This window comes from Caballeronia sp. SEWSISQ10-4 2 (genome assembly GCF_030464885.1).
Lineage (GTDB): Bacteria > Pseudomonadota > Gammaproteobacteria > Burkholderiales > Burkholderiaceae > Caballeronia.
In genome coordinates, this window is record NZ_JALPRJ010000010.1 from 64,661 (window position 1) to 86,386 (window position 21,726).

Here is a 21,726-nt window from a genome sequence, read left to right on the forward strand (position 1 = left end):
CCGCGGATGCCATTCAAAGATGAATACAGGAGACGATTTCATGGCGACGGTCGAGGGGCGCATTTCCCACTCACCGATGACGAGCGAAGAACGGCGCGTGATTTTCGCGTCATCGCTGGGCACGGTGTTCGAGTGGTACGACTTTTATCTGGCGGGCTCGCTCGCCATCTATATCAGCAGGACCTTCTTCTCCGGCGTCAATCCGACGGCCGCTTTCATCTTCACGTTGCTCGGCTTCGCGGCGGGTTTTGCCGTGCGGCCGTTCGGGGCCATCGTGTTCGGGCGTCTCGGCGATATGGTCGGGCGCAAGTACACCTTCCTTGTGACCATCGTGATCATGGGCTTGTCCACTTTCGTGGTCGGGCTGCTACCCGGATACGGCACGATCGGGATTGCCGCTCCAGTGCTCTTTATCGCGATGCGGCTGCTGCAAGGGCTCGCGCTCGGCGGTGAATACGGAGGCGCTGCGACGTACGTCGCGGAACATGCGCCCGCCAACAAGCGCGGCGCGTGGACGGCGTGGATCCAGACCACCGCTACGCTTGGGCTTTTCATCTCGCTGCTCGTGATTCTGATCGTGCGGAGTTCTGTCGGCGAGGAAACGTTCGGCGCGTGGGGCTGGCGCGTACCGTTCCTGGTGTCGATCGTGCTGCTCGGCGTCTCCGTGTGGATTCGGCTGAAACTGCATGAATCGCCGGTTTTCGAGCGCATCAAGGCGGAAGGCAAGACGTCGAAGGCGCCGCTGACTGAAGCGTTCGGCCAGTGGAAGAACCTGAAGATCGTGCTGCTCGCGCTGTTCGGGCTGACGGCGGGACAGGCCGTGGTTTGGTACACGGGCCAGTTCTATACGCTGTTTTTCCTGACGCAGACGCTCAAGGTTGATGGCACCAGCGCCAATATCATGGTGGCGGTGGCGCTGTTGATCGGGACGCCATTCTTCCTGTTCTTCGGGTCGCTGTCGGACAAGATCGGGCGCAAGCCGATCATCATGGCCGGATGCCTGATTGCCGCGCTGTCGTACTTTCCGCTCTTCCACGCGCTGGCTCACTACGCGAATCCGACACTGGAAGCCGCGACCTTGAAGGCGCCGATCAGCGTGATCGCCAACCAGGACGAGTGCTCGTTCCAGTTCAACCCGGTGGGAACAGCGAAGTTCACGAACTCCTGCGATATTGCCAAGAGCGCGTTGTCGAAGTCCGGCTTGAACTACGAGAACGTGGCCGCGCCAGCCGGGACGATCGCGCAGATCAAGGTGGGCGATACCCTAGTGGATACGTATGACGGCAAGGCTGCCGATGCAAAGGCGAAAGGCGCCGCGTTCGACAAGACGCTGGCTGGCACGCTGAAGTCGGCGGGTTATCCGGCTAAGGCTGATCCAGCGCTGATCAACTGGCCGATGGCTATCGTGATCCTGACGATCATGATGATCTTCGTGACGATGGTCTATGGACCTATCGCCGCGATGCTCGTGGAGATGTTCCCGGCGCGGATCCGGTATACGTCGATGTCGCTGCCTTATCACATCGGCAATGGTTGGTTCGGCGGGTTCTTGCCGGCGACGGCGTTTGCTATCGTGGCCGCGAAGGGGAATATTTTCTCGGGGCTGTGGTATCCGATTGTGATCGCCTTGGTGACGTTCGTGATCGGGATGCTGTTTGTTAAGGAGACGAGAGGGTCGGCGGTTTATGACTCGGATTGATTTTCGGGCGATTCGGGGAGCGATGACGGGGTGCTCGCTCTCTTGGCTACCTTGTCTCTAGGAATGAGCCTGGAAGGGGTTGACAGGTTTCGCAACCCTCTTCATAATCTCGATCTCTTGGCGAATTAGCTCAGCCGGTTAGAGCGACGGAATCATAATCCGCAGGTCCGGGGTTCGAATCCCTGATTCGCCACCAAGTTGGTAAAAAGCCGCTGCTTCGAAAGAAGCGGCGGCTTTTTTGTTTGGCTTCCCACCAGACGCGATCCGAATATCGGTCCTGGCGGATATCGAATTTCCAGTACCGAATCAGTGGTCCGCGACGCCCTCTTCATAGATCCTCCATCTGCTAACGCGGCGTTGCCATCCTTCAGCCACCGCGAGCCACCGCGCCTCACCTGCCTCTGGAATGCCGTCGTCCATTTATCACCACGCGTCATTGCGGGCGGGATCATCCGGGCCGCTCCCCTCTGAACCTATCGGCTCGTCATCCAGCAACAGGATCCACCTGTCGCTCTCGCTTGCGCGCCGGGCCTTCCTTAAGAAAGCGCGCCATCGAGAACTTTCTCACGCTGGTTTAATCACCAGAGCGCCATCTTCGGCGCTCACCTCTACGTCCGTACCTTCCTGCAGGCGCAGAGTTTCTGCGAGCCCTGCAGGAATTCTCACGGCGAGGCTGTTGCCCCACCGTTTCACTTGTTGAAGTGCCAACGTCGGCTCCTATTGAGCGGCTTTCGTAACCGCTAGATATCAAAACAACTGTGCGTCCGGCAGATATCGCGTAACACAATACGTGGATTCGGCTTTCTGGTCGAACCGCTTGATGTCATTCTGTACACGCCCATTCAACGGGCGCTTGCAGTTCGAACCCGTCTGCCAACGGTCCCCACTCACTGACGTTCGAGGTCAACTAACCGAAAGGCAGGCTTTGCAGCAGACAGGAATCAAACGTTACCCCACGGTGTTTCCATGAGCACTTCGCCTATCAATAAACGGGAAGCAGAATATACGGCACTGAAATAACAGGTTGTGACAAAAATCGTCGGCAGGCGCTCAATGAATCGTTGGAGCAACTATCAATGTGCGCGCGGGCATGCTTGCGCAGCAAGCGATCCTCGCTACCTTCGCCTTCGCCGAATCGCGCTCGTGACCCTCTACACAGTGTCGCGACACCTTGCCGTTGACGCTCGCGCCTATTGCCTCCTTGGGTATCAGCAAGACAGTATTTTCTGGTGTCTTGGCTGGATCAAAGTCTCTCCGCAAGCGGAAGTTCAGACCCTCACCCCCGTTCCTGCAACGACACGATTAAACACCCCTGCATGCGTCACATTCATCCCATGCGAAGCGCCCTCAATGGTGACTCGCCTCGCACAAGCTATCCATCCTTCCAATGCCCCCACCGCATCCCGAAACATTCGCGGACTATTCGCGCCATCGATTAGCAGCGTAAGGCATTGCACCCTCGCCGCAGCATGCGCATCGTAGGCCGGTAGCGGGTCGCGGAACTGTAGAGCCAACGTATTCGCGTTATCGGTCGCCATCGCCTTGAACTCCTTTGGACTCCGAGCCCAAAACCCTGGCCGACTGACCGAATCGACGAAAAGCTCCAACCCCGCATCAACATCCCCGCTAGCGATTAACTCCGCCGCCTTCGCCCGCAGCGCATTGATCGGCGCGGGCAACACCGTCGGCGCTCTTCCAACATCACCGGGCCTAGCCACCGCCCCACCCGGATCAGCAAGCACCAACGACTTCACCAACTCCGGATACCTCGCGGCTAGATGAAACGCAACACACCCACCCCGCGAGTGCCCGACAACATGAACCGGCCCAACTCCCAGGCGCTCGATGAAGTGCCCCAACTCATCAACGTGCGCGTCCCAGCTAAATTGCCGCGAGCCACCAGCCATCGCACCAAACCCCAAAACCCCCGAAGGCCAGTAATACGACAGACTAGGCGCAACACATCGATACTGCTTAGCAAGCGGCCCTAACTGCGGCTTCCAGTATCGAAAGTCACAAAGCGACCCATGCACGAACAGCATCACCTCGTGATGCTCATGCCCGGTCTGTACAAAGGGAACTTGCAAACCATCACCCAATGTGGCGAGATCCGGCGCTGGTAGGCCAAAAAGTTGCGAGGGATCCACCCCGTCCAACAGCTTCATCCGATGCAACTCCAATCAACGATCCCACGAACCAACGATCCATAGAACGCAAAAACTCACTCCGGCGCCGTAGCCCTGACCGTCACCATATCGCCCATGCTGCGATCATCGTCATCATCAAGCGAAGAAGAAGACGCAGAATCCAACGAACCTGCGGACGTCCGTAAAGAATCAAACGGAATAGCCTCCACCGGAAACCCCTTCTTCTCCCACGCGTCCAACCCACCCTTCAGCGGCCGCACATTCCGAAACCCCTTCGCCCTCATCCGCGTCGCAATCTGCTTGGCCGTCGCTTCATTCGGACACACGCAATACACCACGACCTCGTGTTCCCGAAACATCTCATCGATTTTCCCCGATGACTCCAGATCCAGCGGAATCGCGCCTTTAATCCGATGCGCCTCCTTCCTCCTCACGTCTTCCGGCCGGGCATCGAAAATAACGGGCGGCGCATCGGACCGCATCATTTCATCGAGCTGTTCGGGCGAGATCCGATACTTCGCGAGCCATCGACGAAACTGCATGCGCCGCGCCCATCGGTACGCCAAGAACGCACCGGCCGCCATCGCGAGCACATCGAGCGCGGTCAGCCCATACGTGCGCACGAACACCAGCAAGTTAGCGATTTCAGCATTCAAGATCGCGCCGCCGAGCATCCACGCGGAAGCCCAAAGCGCGGCCCCGACCAGATCCCAAAACACGAACACGCGCACATCGATCTGTGTCGTTCCCAGCAACGGCGACGACACCAACCCCAACCCTGGCACAAACTTCGACAACGCCAGCAAAGGCACGCCAAAGCGCTCGAACCAATGTCGAGCAGTACGCAAAGTAGTATCGAGAGAAAGCGAGAACCGCACGAGCGAGTTCAGAAACCGCCGGCCATACAAGCGCCCGGCGGCAAACCAAAGCGCATCGGCGATAACCACCGCGATAACCGCAGCGGCAAGCATGTGCCAAAACGAAGCCAAACCGGCCGCAACCAAACTGCCGGCCAGCACCAGCATAGGGGCAGCGGGAATGGGAACACCAAGCTGAGTCGCGAGGACGCTGACGAACACGGCCCACGCGCCCCACGACGACACAACGGAGATCGGGACGTGCGGCAATTCGGGCTCCTTCCGGAAGGTGCGGAGCGCCGCGTGTCGGCTAAAACGAATAAAAGAAAGCAAAACAGCGCTCGGACCCGCAACTTTATCTTGAAATTGAAATTATCGCCGGATGCGACGAGCGTCCTTTGTCTCCCGCCTACCCCTCGATACGCGCCCGCGTCACGCTGAGCAAACCGCTCATCGCATCACGCGCCGCCGCCGAATCCCGCGCAACGATGGCATCGAAAACGACCGTATGTTCCGCCATCGATGCATTAAAAACCTCCGCCCTCCGCGCGTTCAACCGCAACTGCGCTTCAAGCGTGCGCTCGATCAGCGTCCCAAGCGGCACCAGCAATTCATTGCTGCACGCGTTCAACACGCTCAGATGAAACCGCAAATCCGCCCGAACCCATTCATCGACATTGCGCGCCTCCAGCATCGCCCGATGCGCTTCGCCTAAACGCGCCAACGACTCATCCTCATGATTCGATGCAGCCAACGCAGCGGCATAAGGCTCGATCATTTCGCGCATTTCCTGCAGCTTCAGCGCGAACTGCAACGGCTTGGCGACGCGCGAGTACCACTCGAGAACGTCGGCATCGAGGAGATTCCAGGCATGCCGGGGCCGCACGCGCGTCCCGATCTTCGGCCGCGATTCAATCAATCCCTTCGATGTCAGCGTCCGCAACGCTTCGCGCAGCACAGTCCGGCTGACGCCGAAGCGCTCCATCAATTCGGCTTCACGCGGCAGCGTGGACGCCGGCGGAAAATCCCCGCGCAAAATCTCGGTGCCGAGTTCATACGCCACGCGTCCGTGCAGATCGTGCTGAATAACTTTCCCCTTTACGCAAATGGCGCGACAAAACCCGACGCGATTATACGGACCCTTCCCCGACAAGGCTTTCCGTCAAATAGTACTATTAATATACACATCAAACCAATTTTTGATAGCATAGAAACCCTTGTTCCTCACTCACCGGAAAATCAGGAGATGCCAGCATGAAAATCACTAAACTCGAGACTTTTATCGTTCCGCCGCGCTGGTGTTTCCTGAAGATCACCACGGATGAAGGCATCGTCGGCTGGGGCGAACCGGTGGTGGAAGGCCGTGCGCACACGGTGGCAGCGGCGGTCGATGAGTTATCGGACTATCTGGTCGGCAAGGATCCGCTGCTGATCGAAGACCACTGGCAGGTCATGTATCGCGCGGGTTTTTATCGCGGCGGCCCGATCGGCATGAGCGCGATTGCGGGTGTCGATCAAGCGCTGTGGGACATCAAGGGCAAACATCACGGCGTGCCCATTCACGCGCTGCTCGGCGGTCAGGTTCGCGACCGCATCAAGGTGTATTCGTGGATCGGCGGCGATCGTCCGAGCGATGTCGCGAACAACGCGCGCGCCGTCGTGGAGCGCGGTTTCAAGGCGGTGAAGATGAACGGTTCGGAAGAACTTCAGATCATCGATACCTTCGACAAAGTCCAGGCCGTCATCAACAACGTGGCGGCGGTGCGTGAGGCGGTGGGACCGAATATTGGCATCGGCGTGGACTTCCACGGCCGCGTGCACAAGCCGATGGCGAAGGTGCTCGCGAAGGAACTCGATCCGTACAAGCTGCTGTTTATCGAAGAGCCCGTGTTGTCGGAGAACGTTGAAGCATTACGCGACATCGTGAACCAGACGAGCACGCCGATCGCACTCGGCGAGCGTTTGTATTCGCGCTGGGACTTCAAGCACATCCTGGCCGGCGGTTACGTGGACATCATCCAGCCGGACGCATCGCACGCGGGCGGGATTACGGAGTGCCGCAAGATTGCATCGATGGCCGAAGCCTACGATGTCGCCCTAGCCCTGCATTGCCCGCTCGGCCCGATCGCGCTGGCAACGTGTCTTCAAATCGATGCCGTCAGCTACAACGCCTTCATCCAGGAGCAAAGTCTCGGCATTCACTACAACAAGGGCAACGACCTGCTCGACTACATCAAGAATCCGGAAGTCTTCAAATACGAGGACGGCATGGTGATGATTCCGCAAGGGCCGGGCTTGGGCATTGAAGTGAACGAAGACAAAGTGCGCGAGATGGCCAAGGTTGGGCATCGCTGGCGCAACCCCGTGTGGCGTCACGCCGATGGCAGCGTTGCAGAGTGGTGATCTGAGAATTGCGGCGCGGCGCACGATGCAATTTCGGCCGGCATCGTAGAATACGGATATTGAGATGAGGATTTCGTCTTGGTAACGTTACGTAACGCGCGGGTGACATTTGATCCGCCCGCACGTTACGGCACGGAAAAAGCATTGAAAACGGCTTCCTTGCGGCACACGAAACCCTTGTGCCGTAAGGCTTTGCGTGGTGTAACGACGCCTGGCCCGCGTCTTGCATTATCTCGCGTATGTGAGTTTGTTTCGACCCTGCGCCCGGGAAGAGCGCGACGAAGCCAGAGAGCCCAGCATGTACTCCTACACCCTTCCAGACGAATTTGTCCGCACGCAAATGGCCGTTGGTGCGCTCGTGTTGTTCGGCGTGCTGCGCGTGATCTGCGCCGCGATGGGCGCCCAGCACGGCTGGCGTTTGTCGACCGTGACGCGCTGCTTTATCGGTGCGGCTGTGCTGTTCTGCTTGCCGCAACTCCTCGACGTATTGATGTCCTCGCCCATGTCGCACAGCGCGTTCGTCGAACTTCAAGGCAAGGCGATCGGCTGCGCCCTGGCGCTGTTCTGCGCGCCGATCGTGAGCCACAGACTCGGCTACGAGTAAGTGGCGGAATCAAGCAGCCGCATTAGCCCATCGATGCAAAACCCGGCACGCTGTGCGACAGCACGGCGGCCGCGACGAACACTCCCACAATCAGCACCGCTTCCATCCGCATCACGCCGGTGAACGTGCGCGCATCGACCGTCGATGCAGTGCGCTGCAATCGCGGCATGACGGACCATCGGTTCATTGCGCCGAGCAGCAGCGCGGTCGCGATCAGCACGCCCTTCACGACCAGCACGTGGCCCCACGCGCTCGTTTCGAGCGTTTGCGCCGAGCCGCCCAGCCCGCGCCACGCGTTATAGATCCCGGTCAGAATCACGAGCGATACGGCGATCGCGGCTATCGTCGACATCTTCCCGGCGATGCGAATCAAAAACGCCCGCGCCAGCGACGTCCCCAACGCCGGCAACACCCGCCACGCGCCCGCGATCACCACACCGCCCCATACGGCCGTCGCCAGCAGATGAACGGTCTGAACACCTTCGGCGAGCGAAAACGCGCCGGCATCGGCGGCATGTCCAACCGACGCCTTGCCCGCCGCCGCCACAAGCGCGCCCACGGCGAACAGCCCGAGCCGCGGACTGCCCTTCGCGGTAGCCGATATCGTCGCAAGAATCAGCAGCACGCTGCCGGCGAACGCAATCGCCCAGCCCATGCCGGCGTGCGTGCCCGTGACAACGGTGACAACGGTGACGACGGGCGCGAAGGCGCCGAAGAGAGGCGCGCCGCTCATCGACGCCGCCTGCAGCCAGACCAGCACCAGATCGGCGACAGCAAGCACAACAGCGCCGCCGATGCTCAACCGCCGCGCCCTCACCCAGCCGAATCTCGCGGGCGAAACGGGCGCAGTCGCGTTCTCCTTCAATAACCACGCGCTCAACAACGCCCCGCCGAGCGTGCATGCAAACGCGATATCAGCGAGCGCTGCAATGACGACTTGAACGAACCAGAGCGGATCAACGCTCATAACCGTCCCTCAACTGACAGGTTCAAACTGAAAGCAAACAAAGAATGCATTGAAGGTTCGATGAAGTGTCGATGAAGAAACAAACCGCGCAGCTCGGGAACGCGAGTCTAGCGGAACGGGCACGTGGAATGCACCAAGGCCCAAGGGCAGCCAAGCCATACAAAACCGACACAAACGCCGCACAATCCGTCGATACTTTGTCAAAGCCGACCGACCCCAAACCGTCACGCACGGTCAAAAACCCCTGTCGATCGGTCGCGCGTCAAATTGTCGCGTACACGTTGAAAGGTCGGCGCAACAGGGCGATGCTCAAATAGTCACCATCAGTCATCGATGATAGAATGCCGCGTCGCATCAGAGGCTCCCAGAGCCAATGTGGCAATGGTTCACCACATATTCGCACCGAGCCGAACGAAGCTCGGCAGGTCCTCGAAATTCATGGAGTGTCGCGTGTCTTCAAGACGCATCTTTCGTCCGTTGCTCGCCCCGCTTGTGGCTCTGACGCTGATCGGCAGTGCCAGCATTGCCGGCGCAGCAGAAGCTCCGGCGCCCGCTCAAGCCGCCGCCCAGCCCATGGCGCCGGACACCATGGCAGCGCGTGTGCAGGGTTGCACGGCGTGTCACGGCGTCCACGGCGAAGGCACGGACAACGACTATTTCCCGCGTCTTGCCGGCAAGCCGGCTGACTATCTGTACAACCAGTTGCAGAACTTCCGCGAAGGCCGCCGGAAGTATCCGCCCATGAACTACCTCGTCACGTATCTCTCCGACGACTACCTTCACCAAATCGCCACGTATTTCTCGGAACAGCGCCCACCGTATCCGCAGCCGGCCAAGCCGACCGTGTCGGCATCGACCGTGGCGAAAGGCCAGCAGCTCGTGCTGAAAGGCGATGCGGGCCGCGGCATTCCCGCCTGCGCCGCGTGTCACGGCACCAACCTGACTGGTATGCAACCGGCCATTCCGGGTCTCGTGGGATTGCACGCCGACTACATCAGCGCGCAACTCGGCGCCTGGCGTGCGGGCTCCCGTCACGCGAAAGCACCTGATTGCATGCAACAGATCGCCACCCGCCTGACCGACGACGACGTGACCTCTGTCGCCGCCTGGCTCTCCACGCAAACCGCACCGGCCAATCCGGTACCCGCGCCTGCTGGCTCGCGCAAGTTGCCGCTCGCCTGCGGCAGCGAACCGCAATAAGGCGCGAGGAGCGATAAGAATATGAAACGCAAGTCCCTGTTCGCACTCTCGGCTGTTGTAGTCGCAGCCGTCGCCGCCGCCGCCGCTCTCTGGTCGGGCGGCGACAACCTGCATTCGCGCGGCGCAATCGCCGCCCCGCCGGCCGACCAGGCCGAGCTGATCAAACGCGGCGAATATCTCGCCCGCGCCGGCGACTGTATTGCCTGCCACACGGTTCGCGGCGGCAAGACCTTCGCCGGTGGCCTGCCCATGCTCACGCCGTTCGGCACGCTCTTCACGCCAAACATCACGCCGGACGACCAGTACGGTATCGGCAAGTGGACGTCGGACGACTTCTATCGTTCGCTGCATAACGGCCGCTCGAAAGACGGCAGCCTGTTGTACCCGGCCATGCCGTTCACGGCCTACACGAAGGTGACACGCGCCGACTCGGACGCCATCTTCGCGTACATGCGCTCGGTTACGCCAGTCAACGAACCCAGCCGTCCGCACGAACTGCGCTTCCCGTTCAACAACCGCAACCTGCTGATCGGCTGGCGCACGCTGTTCTTCAGCGAAGGCGAGTACAAGGCGGATCCGACCAAGTCGGTGGAGTGGAACCGCGGCGCGTACCTGATCGAAGGCCTGGGACACTGCAGCATGTGCCACACATCGATCAACGCAATGGGCGGCCCGGTCAGCTCGGCAGCCTTCGGCGGCGGTCTGATCCCGTTGCAGAACTGGTATGCACCGTCGCTGACGTCGAACAAGGAAGCCGGCCTCGGCGACTGGGACATCAAGGACATCAACGACCTGCTGAAGACTGGCGTGTCGCAACGCGGCGCAGTGTTCGGTCCGATGGCCGAAGTGGTCCACAACAGCTTGCAGTACATGACGGACGCGGACATCAACGCCATGTCGACGTTCCTGAAGTCGATCCCGCAAAAGGGCGAAGCGCCGGAAACAATGCAGTTCGAAACATCGGCGCAGTTCGGTTCGGAGTTGCTGCAACAAGGCAAGAAGATCTACACGGAAAACTGCGCGAAGTGTCACGCGGAAAATGGTCTCGGCAAACCGCCGGCCTACCCGCCGCTCGCCACCAACCAGTCGATCCAGATGCCGTCGGCCGTCAACCCGATCCGCATGGTGCTCAACGGCGGTTATCCGCCGAGCACGGACGGCAATCCGCATCCGTATGGCATGCCGCCGTTCGCGCAATCGCTGTCGGATACGGAAGTGGCTGCGGTTGTGACGTACATCCGTATGTCGTGGGGCAACCATGGCACGCCGGTGTCGCCGCAACAGGTCAGCAACCTTCGTTCGGCGCCGCTCGACTGATCGATGAAGCGTTTTCCGCAGGTAGCGTAAAATACGCCAAAGGGCGCAAGCAGGGCGCAGGCCTCGAAGTCGGGGCTGCGCCCTTCGTTTTTTTGAGCGTGAACAAGCTGGAGTTTGGCTGAGCGCTCTGGATGGACCACGGGCGGCTGTAAAATGCCCCGGTGGTCACGGTTTTGCTCCGGTTCCAGCATTTCTTGAAGCAGAAAAGCGCGGCGTTGCAGACAGGATCGCAGCGGCGCCGTAAGGATGGTCGATGCACTTTGGTGAGCGGTTCAACAGCGTTACCCACCTCGTCGGCACGGTGCTGTCGGTGGCGGCACTCGCAACGCTCGTCACCATGGCCGCGCTGGAGCGCGACCCGTACAAGATCGTCAGTTTTGCCGTGTACGGCGCCATGTTGCTCGTGCTGTACACCATTTCCACGCTGTATCACTGGGTCCGCAACCCGCGGCTCAAGGCGATATTGCAAAAATGCGATCATTCGGCCATTTACTTGCTGATCGCAGGAAGTTACACACCGTTCACGCTCGTTACACTGCGCGGCCCGTGGGGCTGGTCGTTATTCGGCGTAAGCTGGGGGCTCGCCGCTCTCGGCATTGTTCAGGAACTCACGCTGGGGCGTCGAACCCGCAGCGTATCGATGGTGATTTACGTGTTGATGGGCTGGCTCGCGCTCGTAGCCATCCGTCCTCTCGTTTCGGCACTACCGCCCGCCGGCACGGCGTGGCTGCTGGCCGGTGGCTTGATCTACAGCGCCGGCATTTACTTTTTCATCAACGACGAGCGCATCCGGCACGGCCATGGCATCTGGCACCTGTTCGTGTTGGGCGGCAGCTTGTGTCAATTCGTCAGCATTGCACGCTACGTCGCGTGAGCCTGTCCTGAGGTTGGCTCAATGACGGCACGTAATGCCTGACACGAAACGCGAAACACATTCGGCGTTTCAAATGCAACTTAACGCCAGTCAGCGTGTCTTGATAGCGCGTTGATCTTCGCGGCAACGTTCCCGGTGCTTGTGTTTTGAGCGCGCGCCCCGAACGTCATGCCGCCCGATTTCCTCGATCGTCGTACGCGCGCACCTAATTGTGCGGGCCGCCTTTTTTTGGGGCTTTAAGCGACAACGCCGGTCGTCATACCGAATCTGTGAACACTTATGTCTTTTGATTCCCTCGGCTTGTCCGAACCCTTGCTTCGCGCTGTTAACGAACTCGGCTACACCGTCCCTACTCCCATTCAGTTGCAGGCCATCCCGGCTGTGCTGAACGGCGGCGACCTGCTCGCAGGCGCGCAAACCGGCACCGGCAAGACAGCAGGCTTTACGCTGCCTATCCTGCAACGCCTGTCCGAAGCGCCCGCCCCTGCTGCCGGCGCCAAGCGGCCGGTCCGCGCGCTGATCCTCACACCGACGCGCGAACTCGCCGCCCAGGTGGAAGAAAGCGTGCGGGGTTACGGTAAATATCTGAAGCTGAAGTCGACGGTGATGTTCGGCGGTGTCGGCATCAATCCGCAAATCGATGCATTGCGGCGCGGTGTGGATATCGTCGTGGCAACGCCCGGGCGCCTGCTCGATCACATGCAGCAGAGGACCATCGACTTGTCGAAGCTCGAGATTCTCGTGCTCGATGAAGCCGACCGCATGCTCGACATGGGTTTCATCCACGACATCAAGCGCGTGCTGGCCAAGTTGCCGCCGAAGCGCCAGAACCTGCTGTTCTCGGCCACCTTCTCCGATGAAATCAAAACCCTCGCCGACAGCCTGCTCGACCGGCCGGCGCTGATCGAAGTGGCGCGTCGGAATTCGACGGTCGAGGCGATCGCACAGAAGATTCATCCGGTTGATCGCGACAAGAAACGCGAGTTGCTCACGCATTTGATCCGTCAAAACAACTGGTTCCAGGTGCTGGTCTTCACGCGCACGAAGCATGGCGCGAACCGGCTCGCCGAGCAGTTGACGAAGGACGGCATCAGCGCGCTCGCGATTCACGGCAACAAGAGCCAGTCGGCGCGTACGCGTGCCTTGGCCGAGTTCAAGGACAACACGCTGCAAGTGCTGGTGGCGACGGATATTGCGGCGCGCGGTATCGATATCGATCAGTTGCCGCATGTCGTCAACTTCGATCTGCCGAACGTGCCTGAGGATTATGTTCACCGGATCGGCCGTACGGGCCGGGCGGGGGCGACGGGTGAGGCGCTGTCGCTGGTTTGCGTCGATGAACATCAGTTGCTGAAGGACATCGAACGCTTGATCAAGCGGCCGATTCCGCAGGAAGTGATCGCGGGCTTCGAGCCGGATCTGACTCAAAAACCGGAACCGATTCTGCGACGTGGCCAGGGCGGCGGCGGTGGCGGTGCACGTCAAGGCGCTCCGCGTCAGGGCGCGCCGAAACAATCGAATGGCGGCCGGACATCGGTTAAGCCGGCGAATGGTAATGGCGGTGGCGGTTACGGCGGCAATGGTGGCAACGGTTCGCGCTCGCAGAAACCTGTTGCGGCGAAAACCGGCGGCAATGGCGGTGCGCCGCGCAAACCTGAGGGTTCATCACGCCCGGCTGGCGCTGCATTGCTCGGCGGCAAGCCGCGTGGTGAAGGCGCTGGCGGCGCAGGTCGACGCGATACGCCGCGTACGGGACAGCGCGGGCGCTGAGTTGCGCTTTGCGGAGCCTCGGCTCCGCTGATTTTATTTCAGGCGGCGGCGCTCGCCGCGCGCTTGAGTACATCGACTTGTTGACGCCAACGCGCCAGCACTGCCTCTCCCTGCCCTTCCGCAAACTCGAATCCGATCCCCTGCACGAGCCGCGCGTAGGGCACTTTCTGCCATTCCCCGCTTTCGATCGTCGCGATAAAACACGTGACCGGCGATCCCTCCAGCGGTGCGATGCGAGCCTGAAGCTGGACCTGGAAGAAGGCTTCATCGAAGACGAAAGTCAGCGTGGCGCAACCCGTCTTCGATACCAGCCGCGCCGCCCGCGACTGCGGCCACAACGAAAAACACAAGGTGCCCGGGTCCGGCGCGAACAACTCGCCGACGCTCAGCAGCGACGTCCGCACGCGGCCTTCATCGGCTGCGAGCAACGACGCCGTGAACCCCGTCTTCGTGTCGATTGAGGCACCGTCGAACAGCGTCCGCAATTCCGGAGGCCATTCGTCGAACGTGCCGTGCTCGATGTTGCGATTGCCGGACGCATTGAAATCGTTCATGCGGATCTCCGTGAAAAGACGATGGCCCGCGAAAGCGGGCCATCGATTAAACCGTGCCGAACCGTTCGATGCAAACGCCGGCCAGCCTAGCGAAAGAACACGTGCTGCGTGATCTTCGCGAGCGGATAGTGCACGCTGGGCTGGATTCGGGCGGGCAGATCGAGCGGCTTGAGCAACATCTTCACACACATATCTGCCGACAAATTGCGCCGGACCAGTGCGTTGACCCGCGCCGCCAACTCGCGACTGTGAGCAGTGTCATTCGCGCGCTCCGGATAACGGATGGCAAATACATGCCGCAGCGCGATCTCGGAATCTTCATTCTTGATTTCAATTACGCGCCGCAGCAATGCGCCCAGGACGGCGAAGCGGCCGTTGCCTTCGATCTTGTTGTACTTCTTGAAAAAGCGGAAGAAGTGCTTGTAATGCCGGACTTCGTCGGTGCGGATCTTGTCCGTCAGTTGCTTGAGCACCGGTTCGTCCGAGCACTCGTTGATTGCCCGATACAACGTCGCCGTACCGGTTTCGACGACACACCGCGCGACCATCTCCAGTGCGCGCGTTTTTTCGAAATCCTCGACCGAACAGGTCAGCGAATACTCGGCGAAGAAGTTCTTGAATGCCGTGTCCCAGTCGAACTCGGGCCACACGTGATTGATATACGTCTTCAACGCGCGACCGTGCTGCATCTCTTCCGGTTCCCACTCATTGTTGAGCCAGCTGGAAACTTCGGGGTCGTCGTTGAAATAAGTGCTCAGGTTGCTCGTATAAAGATCGGTCCCGCTCTCGATGAACGAAGCCGCGCAAAGCAACAAGAGAAGGTGTTCGTTGGATGCCGCTTTACGCCGGTCGATCCGGGACAAATCGATATCCTCGATCCGCCAGGGCATCACATGGGTACTATCAGTGTGCATAAAAATCGCGCTCCCAAAGCTGTACTGAACGCGCCGTCAGCCAAACCGGCCGAAAATCAGGCGACGCCGTGAACATGGATACACGACGTCCTCATGTGGTTAAAGACTTAGCGCCTGCATCTTAGCTGGGTTGCAACGAAGCTGCAGGCAGGAGAGAGACCGCTAGAACCACATGTCAGTTCCGGATACCGCATAAATCAGCATAAATCGTACCGCCTCGGAGCACCTTGCGATAAAGCATGCCGCAGGTGATTCCCGCCCGCTTACAGGCGCATTTCGGCAAGCTGTTCGTAGCGGTTGCAGCGATCGGGCTTTGCGCGCCGGTTCTGACAGCGGGTTCACATGCAGCGCGACGGGCTCGCGATCGCTCACCATCAAGTTTGCCCTCCTCACGAGTTGCCGTGCACAACCGCGGTCCGTGCGGAAGGGTCGGTGGTCGGGCAGTCCCGTAACCGGTCCGTGCTATCCGTGGGGACATTCGCACGTGCAGACGTATGGACATGCAGACCATATGGGCGCGGCCAGTTGCCGCATGACGTAATGCAACGTAACGAACTCATCGAGCGCCCTGGGCTACCCGAGCTCTCGAGTGTCCGGGGCAACGCACCTTCACGAAGCGCCGCCACCGCACTCATGCACTGCGATATCCCAAGGCACGATGCGTCATGGAGCATTGCAGGCTTGCCGGCCCTTTCCCTTACAATACGGCCACCTCACGACACTCAAGCGCACTTTTCGACGCCATGACACGAGATCCCCGCATCACCCTGAACGCACGACAGCAAGAGCTGCTGGACTGGGTGCAACGCGATGGCTTCGTGACGGTCGAGGACCTGGCCACGCATTTCGACGTCACCCCGCAAACCATTCGCCGCGACGTCAACTGGCTCTCCGACATGAACCTGCTGCGCCGCTATCACGGCGGCGCAAGCCTCCCGACCAGCTCGGAGAACGTCTCGTACACGGCGCGTCAGCGCATGTTCCACGACGAAAAGCGTCGCATAGCCGCGCTCGTCGCTTCGCACATTCCCGATCAGGCGTCGCTTTTCATCAACCTCGGCACCACGACCGAGGAAGTCGCCCGGGCGCTGAACCGGCATCGCGGGCTGCACGTGATTACGAACAACCTCAACGTGGCGAGCATGATGAGCGGGTATCCCGAATGCGAGGTGCTCATCACCGGCGGCATTGTGCGGCCTTGGGACAAGGGCATTGTGGGCGAGCTCGCGATCGACTTCATCCGCCAGTTCAAGGTGGACTTCGCGATCATCGGCGCGTCCAGCATTGAAACCGACGGCACGCTGCGCGATTTCGATACCCGCGAAGTCCGCGTGGCCGAAGCGATCATCAAACACGCCCGCACGGTGTTTCTCGCCGCCGATCACTCGAAATTCGGCCGCCCGGCGCTCGTCCGGCTCGGTCATCTGAGCCAGATCGATGCGCTTTTCACCGATGCCCCCGCGCCGCCCGAAATGGCCCAAACGCTCGCCGAGGCGAACACGCAGGTGTTCGTGGCCGAATGACGCTCCGCTGAAATGCCCCGCTGTTTCTGTGTGCGCTGCGTGTGTGCACTGCCGCACGAACTTCACGTAATTTCTACGATTCTTCTTGTCCGCCGAACCGCTTTCGCGCCTCTAAAAAGTCAAACCCATTATTTTCCGCAAGCGTTTGGCACTCGTTCGACGCTTGCCTACAATCAAATCCCGGCAATGCCCCGCCGCTTTTTGGCGCCGCGAACCGCGCTTTGCGTCATGCGCCTGCCGGATCGAAGTTCCTGCCTCGCGCAACGTTCCTAAGTACGAATACCGGTTGCCAACCGGTCAAAGTGCCGTTCGATCGTCATGGAGAACACGATGCTCAGTCCGCATGAATTTGCCACGCTGCTCCTGCTGCAAGAAGCTCCCCATCAGATTGACATGGTGCGCGATGAACTCGACGCACTGCTCGAACGCCAGCTCGTCCAGTTGGAAAAACTCGCCTCTGGACGCCAGATGTGGAGCCTGACCGCTTCCGGCGATTCCACGATCAAGGCAATTAAACGGTTCTCGTAAATCCGCGGCTCTCGTCAGTTTTCGCTCGTGCGGCGCTTGCATCCAGCGGCTCGCGAGCGGAACAACCCGCGAGCCAGCGTTAGCCTGCGCGCAACGTCGGATCGACGGTTGCGCGCCAGCTGAGCGCTTGCGCCCGCTGATCGGCGAAAAATGTGGCCCACGTGCTTTGCGCCTCCGCCGTGCGGGTAGCTGCAAACACGGCGTACTGGCGCGCGATACCCGCCTGAAACGCGCAAAACTGCTCCTTTGGCAACTTGCCTCTCTTCTGCGCGACATAAGCGTCGAAAAGCGCGGAATACACGCCCTGCGCGTCCGTGCCGTAATCGACTGCGGTGGTGCCGCACATAGACTGAAGCGCGGCCAGTGACGGTGCACCCCTCGACCCCGAGACGTCCGGCGTGGATATACATCCGCCCAGCATCAGCGCGCCAAGCGCACCGGCAACCAACATTTTTCGCATTACATCAACTCCTCATTTTCAGTGGCTACAGTATCGGTCGACGCTCCGCTTCGCGCCACTCGGCCGAATGGCCTATGAGCCGAAATACGACCTCGACCTGCACTTTTCCGGCGAAACGCAGCATTAACTGAGCGTTAGCCAATCAGTCGACTTTACATTTTCGTTTTTGTTCGTTAAATTTCGAATTCGAACATTATTGTGTTGTGACCGAATTTTCTGTCGGTGGCCATGGGGCGGACAAGCGATGCAAGGCAATCTTTATGATGTGCTCGTGGTGGGCGGCGGGGTCAACGGAACAGGCATAGCGCGCGACGCCGCCGGCCGTGGCCTCACCGTCATGCTGTGTGAGAAGGACGACCTGGCTTCGCACACGTCGTCGTCGAGTACGAAGCTCATTCACGGCGGGCTGCGTTATCTCGAGTACGGCGAATACCGGCTAGTGCGCAAGGCGCTTCAGGAGCGCGAAGTATTGCTGCGCGCGGCGCCGCACATCATGTGGCCGCTGCGTTTCGTGATGCCGCACATGCCCAACCTGCGCCCCGCCTGGATGATTCGCGCCGGCCTCTTTCTCTACGATCACCTCGCGCGCCGCGAGTTGCTTCCCGGTTCCAGGGGTATCGACATGCGCCGGCACCCGGCGGGTGCACCGCTTATCGATTCGATCAAGCGCGGTTTTGTCTATTCCGACGGCTGGGTGGACGACGCGCGACTCGTCGCGCTCAACGCGGTCGATGCGCAGGAACACGGTGCGGTGATCAAGACTCGCACGCGGCTGGTGAGTGCTCATCGCAGCGAAGGTGTTTGGTTTGCCACGCTCGCCGACAATTACGGCGCGACCTTCGAGGTGCGTGCGCGCTCCATCGCAAATGCTGCCGGACCATGGGTCAGCGACCTGCTCAAGGACTCGCTCAACAGCAACACGCATACACGTCACACCGTGCGGCTGGTCAAGGGAAGTCACATTGTGACCCGGCGTCTCTTTGAACACGATCACGCCTACATTTTCCAGAACCCGGACAAGCGCATCATTTTCGCGATTCCCTACGAGCACGAGTACACGCTGATCGGGACGACGGACCTCGAGTATCACGGCGACGCGTCGAAGGTTGCTATCAGCCCGGAAGAAACCGCGTACCTCTGCGACTCCATCAATCGCTATTTCAAGAAGCACATCAGCCCGGCGGATGCCTGCTGGACCTACGCCGGCGTACGCGGCCTGCTCGAGGACGAAAACGCGGAGAACGCGTCGGCGGTTACGCGCGATTACCTGCTTGAACTCGATACGCCCGCGAACGAAGCGCCGTTGTTGTCGGTGTTCGGCGGCAAGATCACCACGTTTCGCAAGCTGGCGGAAGAAGCCGTCGACAAACTCGGTGACGCACTGCAATCGCCGGCGCGGAGTAAAACGTGGACGGAAGGCGCGCCGCTGCCGGGTGGCGATATCGCCAATGCCAACTTCGAGGTTTTTCTCGCCGCGTTCAAGCAACGCAATCGCTGGCTGCCGGGCGAGCTTGCGCATCGCTATGCGCGGGCTTACGGTACCCGCGTCCAAAAGCTGCTCGGCGATGCCGGGTCCCTGGCCGATCTAGGTGAAGCCATCGCGCCTGGGCTGTACGAAGCGGAACTGCGCTATCTGCGGGACAACGAATGGGCAACTTGCGCCGACGACGTGCTGTGGCGCCGCTCGAAGCTCGGCCTGCATATGGAGCGCGGGACGCTGGATGACGTGATTCGCCGCATCGACGGGTGGTTTGCGAGCACCCCTGAGGTTGAGTCTTCGGTGACCAGGTCGATTCCGACTCGCACCGTTGTGTAACGCGGCGTTGAACGCTGAAACGCCCCAAAACATTTCCACGAATACCTACCCTGCCGTACCTGATAACGGTGTGACGATATCTTCGTTTGACGCAGGTTAAGCCGATGCTAGTCTTGCCTTCACTCATTTCCGCGCCCTTTCGCGGGTCCATCCGATTGGAGGCTCATCATGGTTGCACCGGCTTATTCATCGCTGGAACTCGTGCGCGAGTCATTCGATGCGCGCGCGCCGGCCGAACTCGCCGAGGCAACACAGGCGGCGTCGGCTCATCAAACCGACGTGCAGGAAACGAACGACGCGCTCGAACATCTCGTTGGTGTGAATCTGGCGCGGTTGCGTGCTGAACGGCAACTCTCGCTCGATGCCCTCGCCCGCGCGTCCGGCGTATCGCGAGCAATGCTGGCGCAGATCGAATCCGGGCGCAGCGTGCCGTCCATCAAGGTTCTTCACAAGATTGCGAGCGCGCTGAAGGTATCGGTGGCGGCGTTTCTTCGACGCCACGCGACCAATGGCATCGAATATCTGCCGGCTGAACAGGCTACGCGCCTCGTGACGTCGAATGGACGGTTTTCGGCCCGGCCGCTGTTTCCGCTGAATGCGCCGGCATCGGCGGAATTCCACGAACTCCGGATTGCGCCGCTGCATACCGAATCCGGCAGTCCGCGCCCCCCCGGCACAAGCATCAATCTGGTCGTAAGCGACGGCACGCTTGAAATCCGCGTGCATGACCGGACGCAGTTGCTGGCCACGGGCGACGCCATCGTGTTCGACGCCGATCAGCCCCACGCCCTGCGCAATCCCGGCAACACGGAGGCGCGTGCGTACCAGGTGACCGTGAACGCGGAAACGCCGCCGCGTTGGCACGTTCCCGCCGATTCACGTCGTATCGACGATGCCAGCTAGACCCTTTTGCCTACAAGCTGGAGGGGTGCGGTACTGCAACATCGGCGAGTCTGTTGTATCCTGAAATCCAGTCGCGATTTTTAAGTGTTTAGCGACAAGTCAGTACGTCTTCAGGGCGGGGTGCAATTCCCCACCGGCGGTGTGCGTTTCGGCGAAAGCCGTCCGCGAGCCCGCGAGCGCCCGTGAAAGTGGCTCGTTTTGCAAGTGCGTAGCCACGCCACGGGGTCAGCAGATCTGGTGAGATGCCAGAGCCGACGGTCATAGTCCGGATGGAAGAAGATGTGCAGACGGTCATGTCCGTTTCGCGTGTTTGCCGCGGCGTTTGTGCGTCCGCGTCGAACAGGTGCTGTCGAGTAGACGGCGCTGAGCGCGTGTCGTTCTGTCTGTTTGCAATGCCCTGAAACGTTTTTCGCCCCATTTCTTTTGCGAGAGCGTTTCACCCATGTCCGACTCAGTTTCAAGCCTCACCTCCCCGGCCACAGCGTTTGCCGACCTTGCGCAACTTCGCGCAGGCGACACTTCCGTTACCATCCCTCCCCGAATAACCGCTGCCCTGCAAGCGTTGCGCGAAGGCCGCGCGGTCGCCCTGCTCGACGACGACGATCGTGAAAACGAAGCCGACCTGATTTACGCGGCGGAAAAACTCGACGTCGAAGGCATGGCGCTAATGATCCGCGAGTGCAGCGGCATCGTGTGCCTGTGCTTGCCGGACGAGACCGTTCGCGCCCTCCACTTGCCGCCGATGGTCGCCGACAACGGCAGCAAATACGGCACCGCGTTCACGGTATCGATAGAAGCACGCGAGGGCGTGACGACGGGTGTATCGGCGGTGGACCGGTTGACCACGATCCGCGCCGCGATCGCCGATAACGCCAAAGCCGGCGACATCGTCAGTCCCGGCCATGTGTTCCCGCTGCGGGCGCAGCCGGGCGGCGTGCTGACCCGGCGCGGCCATACGGAAGGTACGGTCGATCTCACCATCCTCGCGGGTTTGAAGCCGGCCGGCGTGCTGTGCGAACTCATGAATCCGGACGGGACGATGGCCCGCGGCGCGCAGATCGATGCGTTCGTGAAGGAGCGCAATATTCCAGTCCTGACCATCGCCGAACTGGCCGATTTCCGGATGGCGCTCGCCGCCGCTCGGGAACTGGCGGAAGAAACGGTTTAACGGCGGGAAGCTCCGTTCGACA

At 60.5% G+C, this 21,726-nt stretch carries 20 protein-coding genes, 1 tRNA gene and 1 riboswitch; of the genes, 13 read left to right on the top strand and 8 right to left on the bottom strand.

The window, feature by feature from the left end; genetic code table 11:
• Positions 1-40 precede the first annotated feature (40 nt).
• On the top strand, positions 41-1,699 hold the full coding sequence (locus M0D69_RS09050; RefSeq protein ID WP_301781688.1) for an MFS transporter: 1,659 nt from the start codon (positions 41-43) through the stop codon (positions 1,697-1,699).
• Positions 1,700-1,818: 119 nt separating this feature from the next.
• A tRNA-Met gene (locus M0D69_RS09055) sits at positions 1,819-1,895 on the top strand.
• Between the two features lie 368 nt (positions 1,896-2,263).
• Here the strand turns inward: M0D69_RS09055 and M0D69_RS09060 are convergent.
• From M0D69_RS09060 to M0D69_RS09075, 4 genes are all read right to left on the bottom strand, one after another.
• Complete coding sequence (locus tag M0D69_RS09060; RefSeq protein ID WP_301781776.1) at positions 2,264-2,392, bottom strand: AbrB/MazE/SpoVT family DNA-binding domain-containing protein; 129 nt, start codon at positions 2,390-2,392, stop codon at positions 2,264-2,266.
• Between the two features lie 575 nt (positions 2,393-2,967).
• Positions 2,968-3,864, bottom strand: a complete 897-nt coding sequence (locus M0D69_RS09065; protein ID WP_301781689.1) for an alpha/beta fold hydrolase — start codon at positions 3,862-3,864, stop codon at positions 2,968-2,970.
• Positions 3,865-3,920: 56 nt separating this feature from the next.
• Positions 3,921-4,973, bottom strand: a complete 1,053-nt coding sequence (locus M0D69_RS09070; protein ID WP_301781690.1) for a DedA family protein/thiosulfate sulfurtransferase GlpE — start codon at positions 4,971-4,973, stop codon at positions 3,921-3,923.
• Positions 4,974-5,112: 139 nt separating this feature from the next.
• Positions 5,113-5,811, bottom strand: coding sequence for a FadR/GntR family transcriptional regulator (locus tag M0D69_RS09075; protein WP_301781777.1), 699 nt, complete (start codon positions 5,809-5,811; stop codon positions 5,113-5,115).
• Positions 5,812-5,957: 146 nt separating this feature from the next.
• Here M0D69_RS09075 and dgoD point away from each other — a divergent pair, with 146 nt between their 5' ends.
• Together dgoD and M0D69_RS09085 are read left to right on the top strand one after the other, a co-directional pair.
• Entirely contained in the window at positions 5,958-7,106 is a 1,149-nt protein-coding gene (gene dgoD / locus M0D69_RS09080) for a galactonate dehydratase (protein ID WP_301781691.1), read from the top strand.
• 298 nt (positions 7,107-7,404) lie between these two features.
• The gene (locus M0D69_RS09085; RefSeq protein WP_301781692.1) at positions 7,405-7,710 is read left to right on the top strand and encodes a hypothetical protein; all 306 of its coding nucleotides are present in this window, start codon (positions 7,405-7,407) and stop codon (positions 7,708-7,710) included.
• 22 nt (positions 7,711-7,732) lie between these two features.
• Here the strand turns inward: M0D69_RS09085 and M0D69_RS09090 are convergent, their stop codons facing one another.
• Positions 7,733-8,677 carry a copper resistance D family protein gene (locus M0D69_RS09090; RefSeq protein WP_301781693.1) on the bottom strand — a complete coding sequence of 315 codons (945 nt, stop codon included), beginning with the start codon at positions 8,675-8,677 and terminating at the stop codon, positions 7,733-7,735.
• Between the two features lie 438 nt (positions 8,678-9,115).
• Here M0D69_RS09090 and M0D69_RS09095 point away from each other — a divergent pair, with 438 nt between their 5' ends.
• The 4 genes from M0D69_RS09095 (at position 9,116) to M0D69_RS09110 (ending at position 13,838) form a co-directional block, all read left to right on the top strand.
• Positions 9,116-9,877 (top strand): c-type cytochrome, encoded by a 762-nt coding sequence (locus M0D69_RS09095; protein WP_301781694.1) that lies wholly within the window; start codon positions 9,116-9,118, stop codon positions 9,875-9,877.
• 21 nt (positions 9,878-9,898) lie between these two features.
• Positions 9,899-11,194, top strand: coding sequence for a cytochrome c (locus M0D69_RS09100; protein ID WP_301781695.1), 1,296 nt, complete (start codon positions 9,899-9,901; stop codon positions 11,192-11,194).
• 253 nt (positions 11,195-11,447) lie between these two features.
• Positions 11,448-12,068 carry a hemolysin III family protein gene (locus M0D69_RS09105; RefSeq protein ID WP_301781696.1) on the top strand — a complete coding sequence of 207 codons (621 nt, stop codon included), beginning with the start codon at positions 11,448-11,450 and terminating at the stop codon, positions 12,066-12,068.
• A gap of 279 nt (positions 12,069-12,347) precedes the next feature.
• Positions 12,348-13,838: a DEAD/DEAH box helicase gene (locus M0D69_RS09110; protein ID WP_301781697.1), complete on the top strand. Its 1,491-nt coding sequence runs from the start codon at positions 12,348-12,350 to the stop codon at positions 13,836-13,838.
• A 38-nt stretch (positions 13,839-13,876) separates the two neighbouring features.
• Here M0D69_RS09110 and M0D69_RS09115 read toward each other — a convergent pair whose 3' ends face one another.
• Both M0D69_RS09115 and M0D69_RS09120 read right to left on the bottom strand, forming a co-directional pair.
• Positions 13,877-14,392 (bottom strand): hypothetical protein, encoded by a 516-nt coding sequence (locus tag M0D69_RS09115; protein WP_301781698.1) that lies wholly within the window; start codon positions 14,390-14,392, stop codon positions 13,877-13,879.
• A gap of 86 nt (positions 14,393-14,478) precedes the next feature.
• Positions 14,479-15,306: a ferritin-like domain-containing protein gene (locus tag M0D69_RS09120; protein WP_301781699.1), complete on the bottom strand. Its 828-nt coding sequence runs from the start codon at positions 15,304-15,306 to the stop codon at positions 14,479-14,481.
• Between the two features lie 743 nt (positions 15,307-16,049).
• Between M0D69_RS09120 and M0D69_RS09125 the strand changes: the two genes are divergently transcribed.
• Both M0D69_RS09125 and M0D69_RS09130 read left to right on the top strand, forming a co-directional pair.
• Entirely contained in the window at positions 16,050-16,829 is a 780-nt protein-coding gene (locus tag M0D69_RS09125) for a DeoR/GlpR family DNA-binding transcription regulator (RefSeq protein WP_165086613.1), read from the top strand.
• A 330-nt stretch (positions 16,830-17,159) separates the two neighbouring features.
• Positions 17,160-17,357 carry a hypothetical protein gene (locus M0D69_RS09130; protein WP_047895806.1) on the top strand — a complete coding sequence of 66 codons (198 nt, stop codon included), beginning with the start codon at positions 17,160-17,162 and terminating at the stop codon, positions 17,355-17,357.
• A 79-nt stretch (positions 17,358-17,436) separates the two neighbouring features.
• Here M0D69_RS09130 and M0D69_RS09135 read toward each other — a convergent pair whose 3' ends face one another.
• Entirely contained in the window at positions 17,437-17,817 is a 381-nt protein-coding gene (locus M0D69_RS09135) for a hypothetical protein (RefSeq protein ID WP_301781700.1), read from the bottom strand.
• Between the two features lie 244 nt (positions 17,818-18,061).
• Here M0D69_RS09135 and glpD point away from each other — a divergent pair, with 244 nt between their 5' ends.
• From glpD to ribB, 3 genes are all read left to right on the top strand, one after another.
• Complete coding sequence (gene glpD / locus M0D69_RS09140) at positions 18,062-19,633, top strand: glycerol-3-phosphate dehydrogenase (protein WP_301781701.1); 1,572 nt, start codon at positions 18,062-18,064, stop codon at positions 19,631-19,633.
• Between the two features lie 168 nt (positions 19,634-19,801).
• Positions 19,802-20,536, top strand: coding sequence for a helix-turn-helix domain-containing protein (locus M0D69_RS09145; protein ID WP_301781702.1), 735 nt, complete (start codon positions 19,802-19,804; stop codon positions 20,534-20,536).
• Positions 20,537-20,638: 102 nt separating this feature from the next.
• A riboswitch (FMN riboswitch) is annotated at positions 20,639-20,821 on the top strand.
• Between the two features lie 157 nt (positions 20,822-20,978).
• Positions 20,979-21,704, top strand: coding sequence for a 3,4-dihydroxy-2-butanone-4-phosphate synthase (gene ribB / locus M0D69_RS09150; protein WP_301781703.1), 726 nt, complete (start codon positions 20,979-20,981; stop codon positions 21,702-21,704).
• The last annotated feature ends 22 nt before the right edge of the window (positions 21,705-21,726 follow it).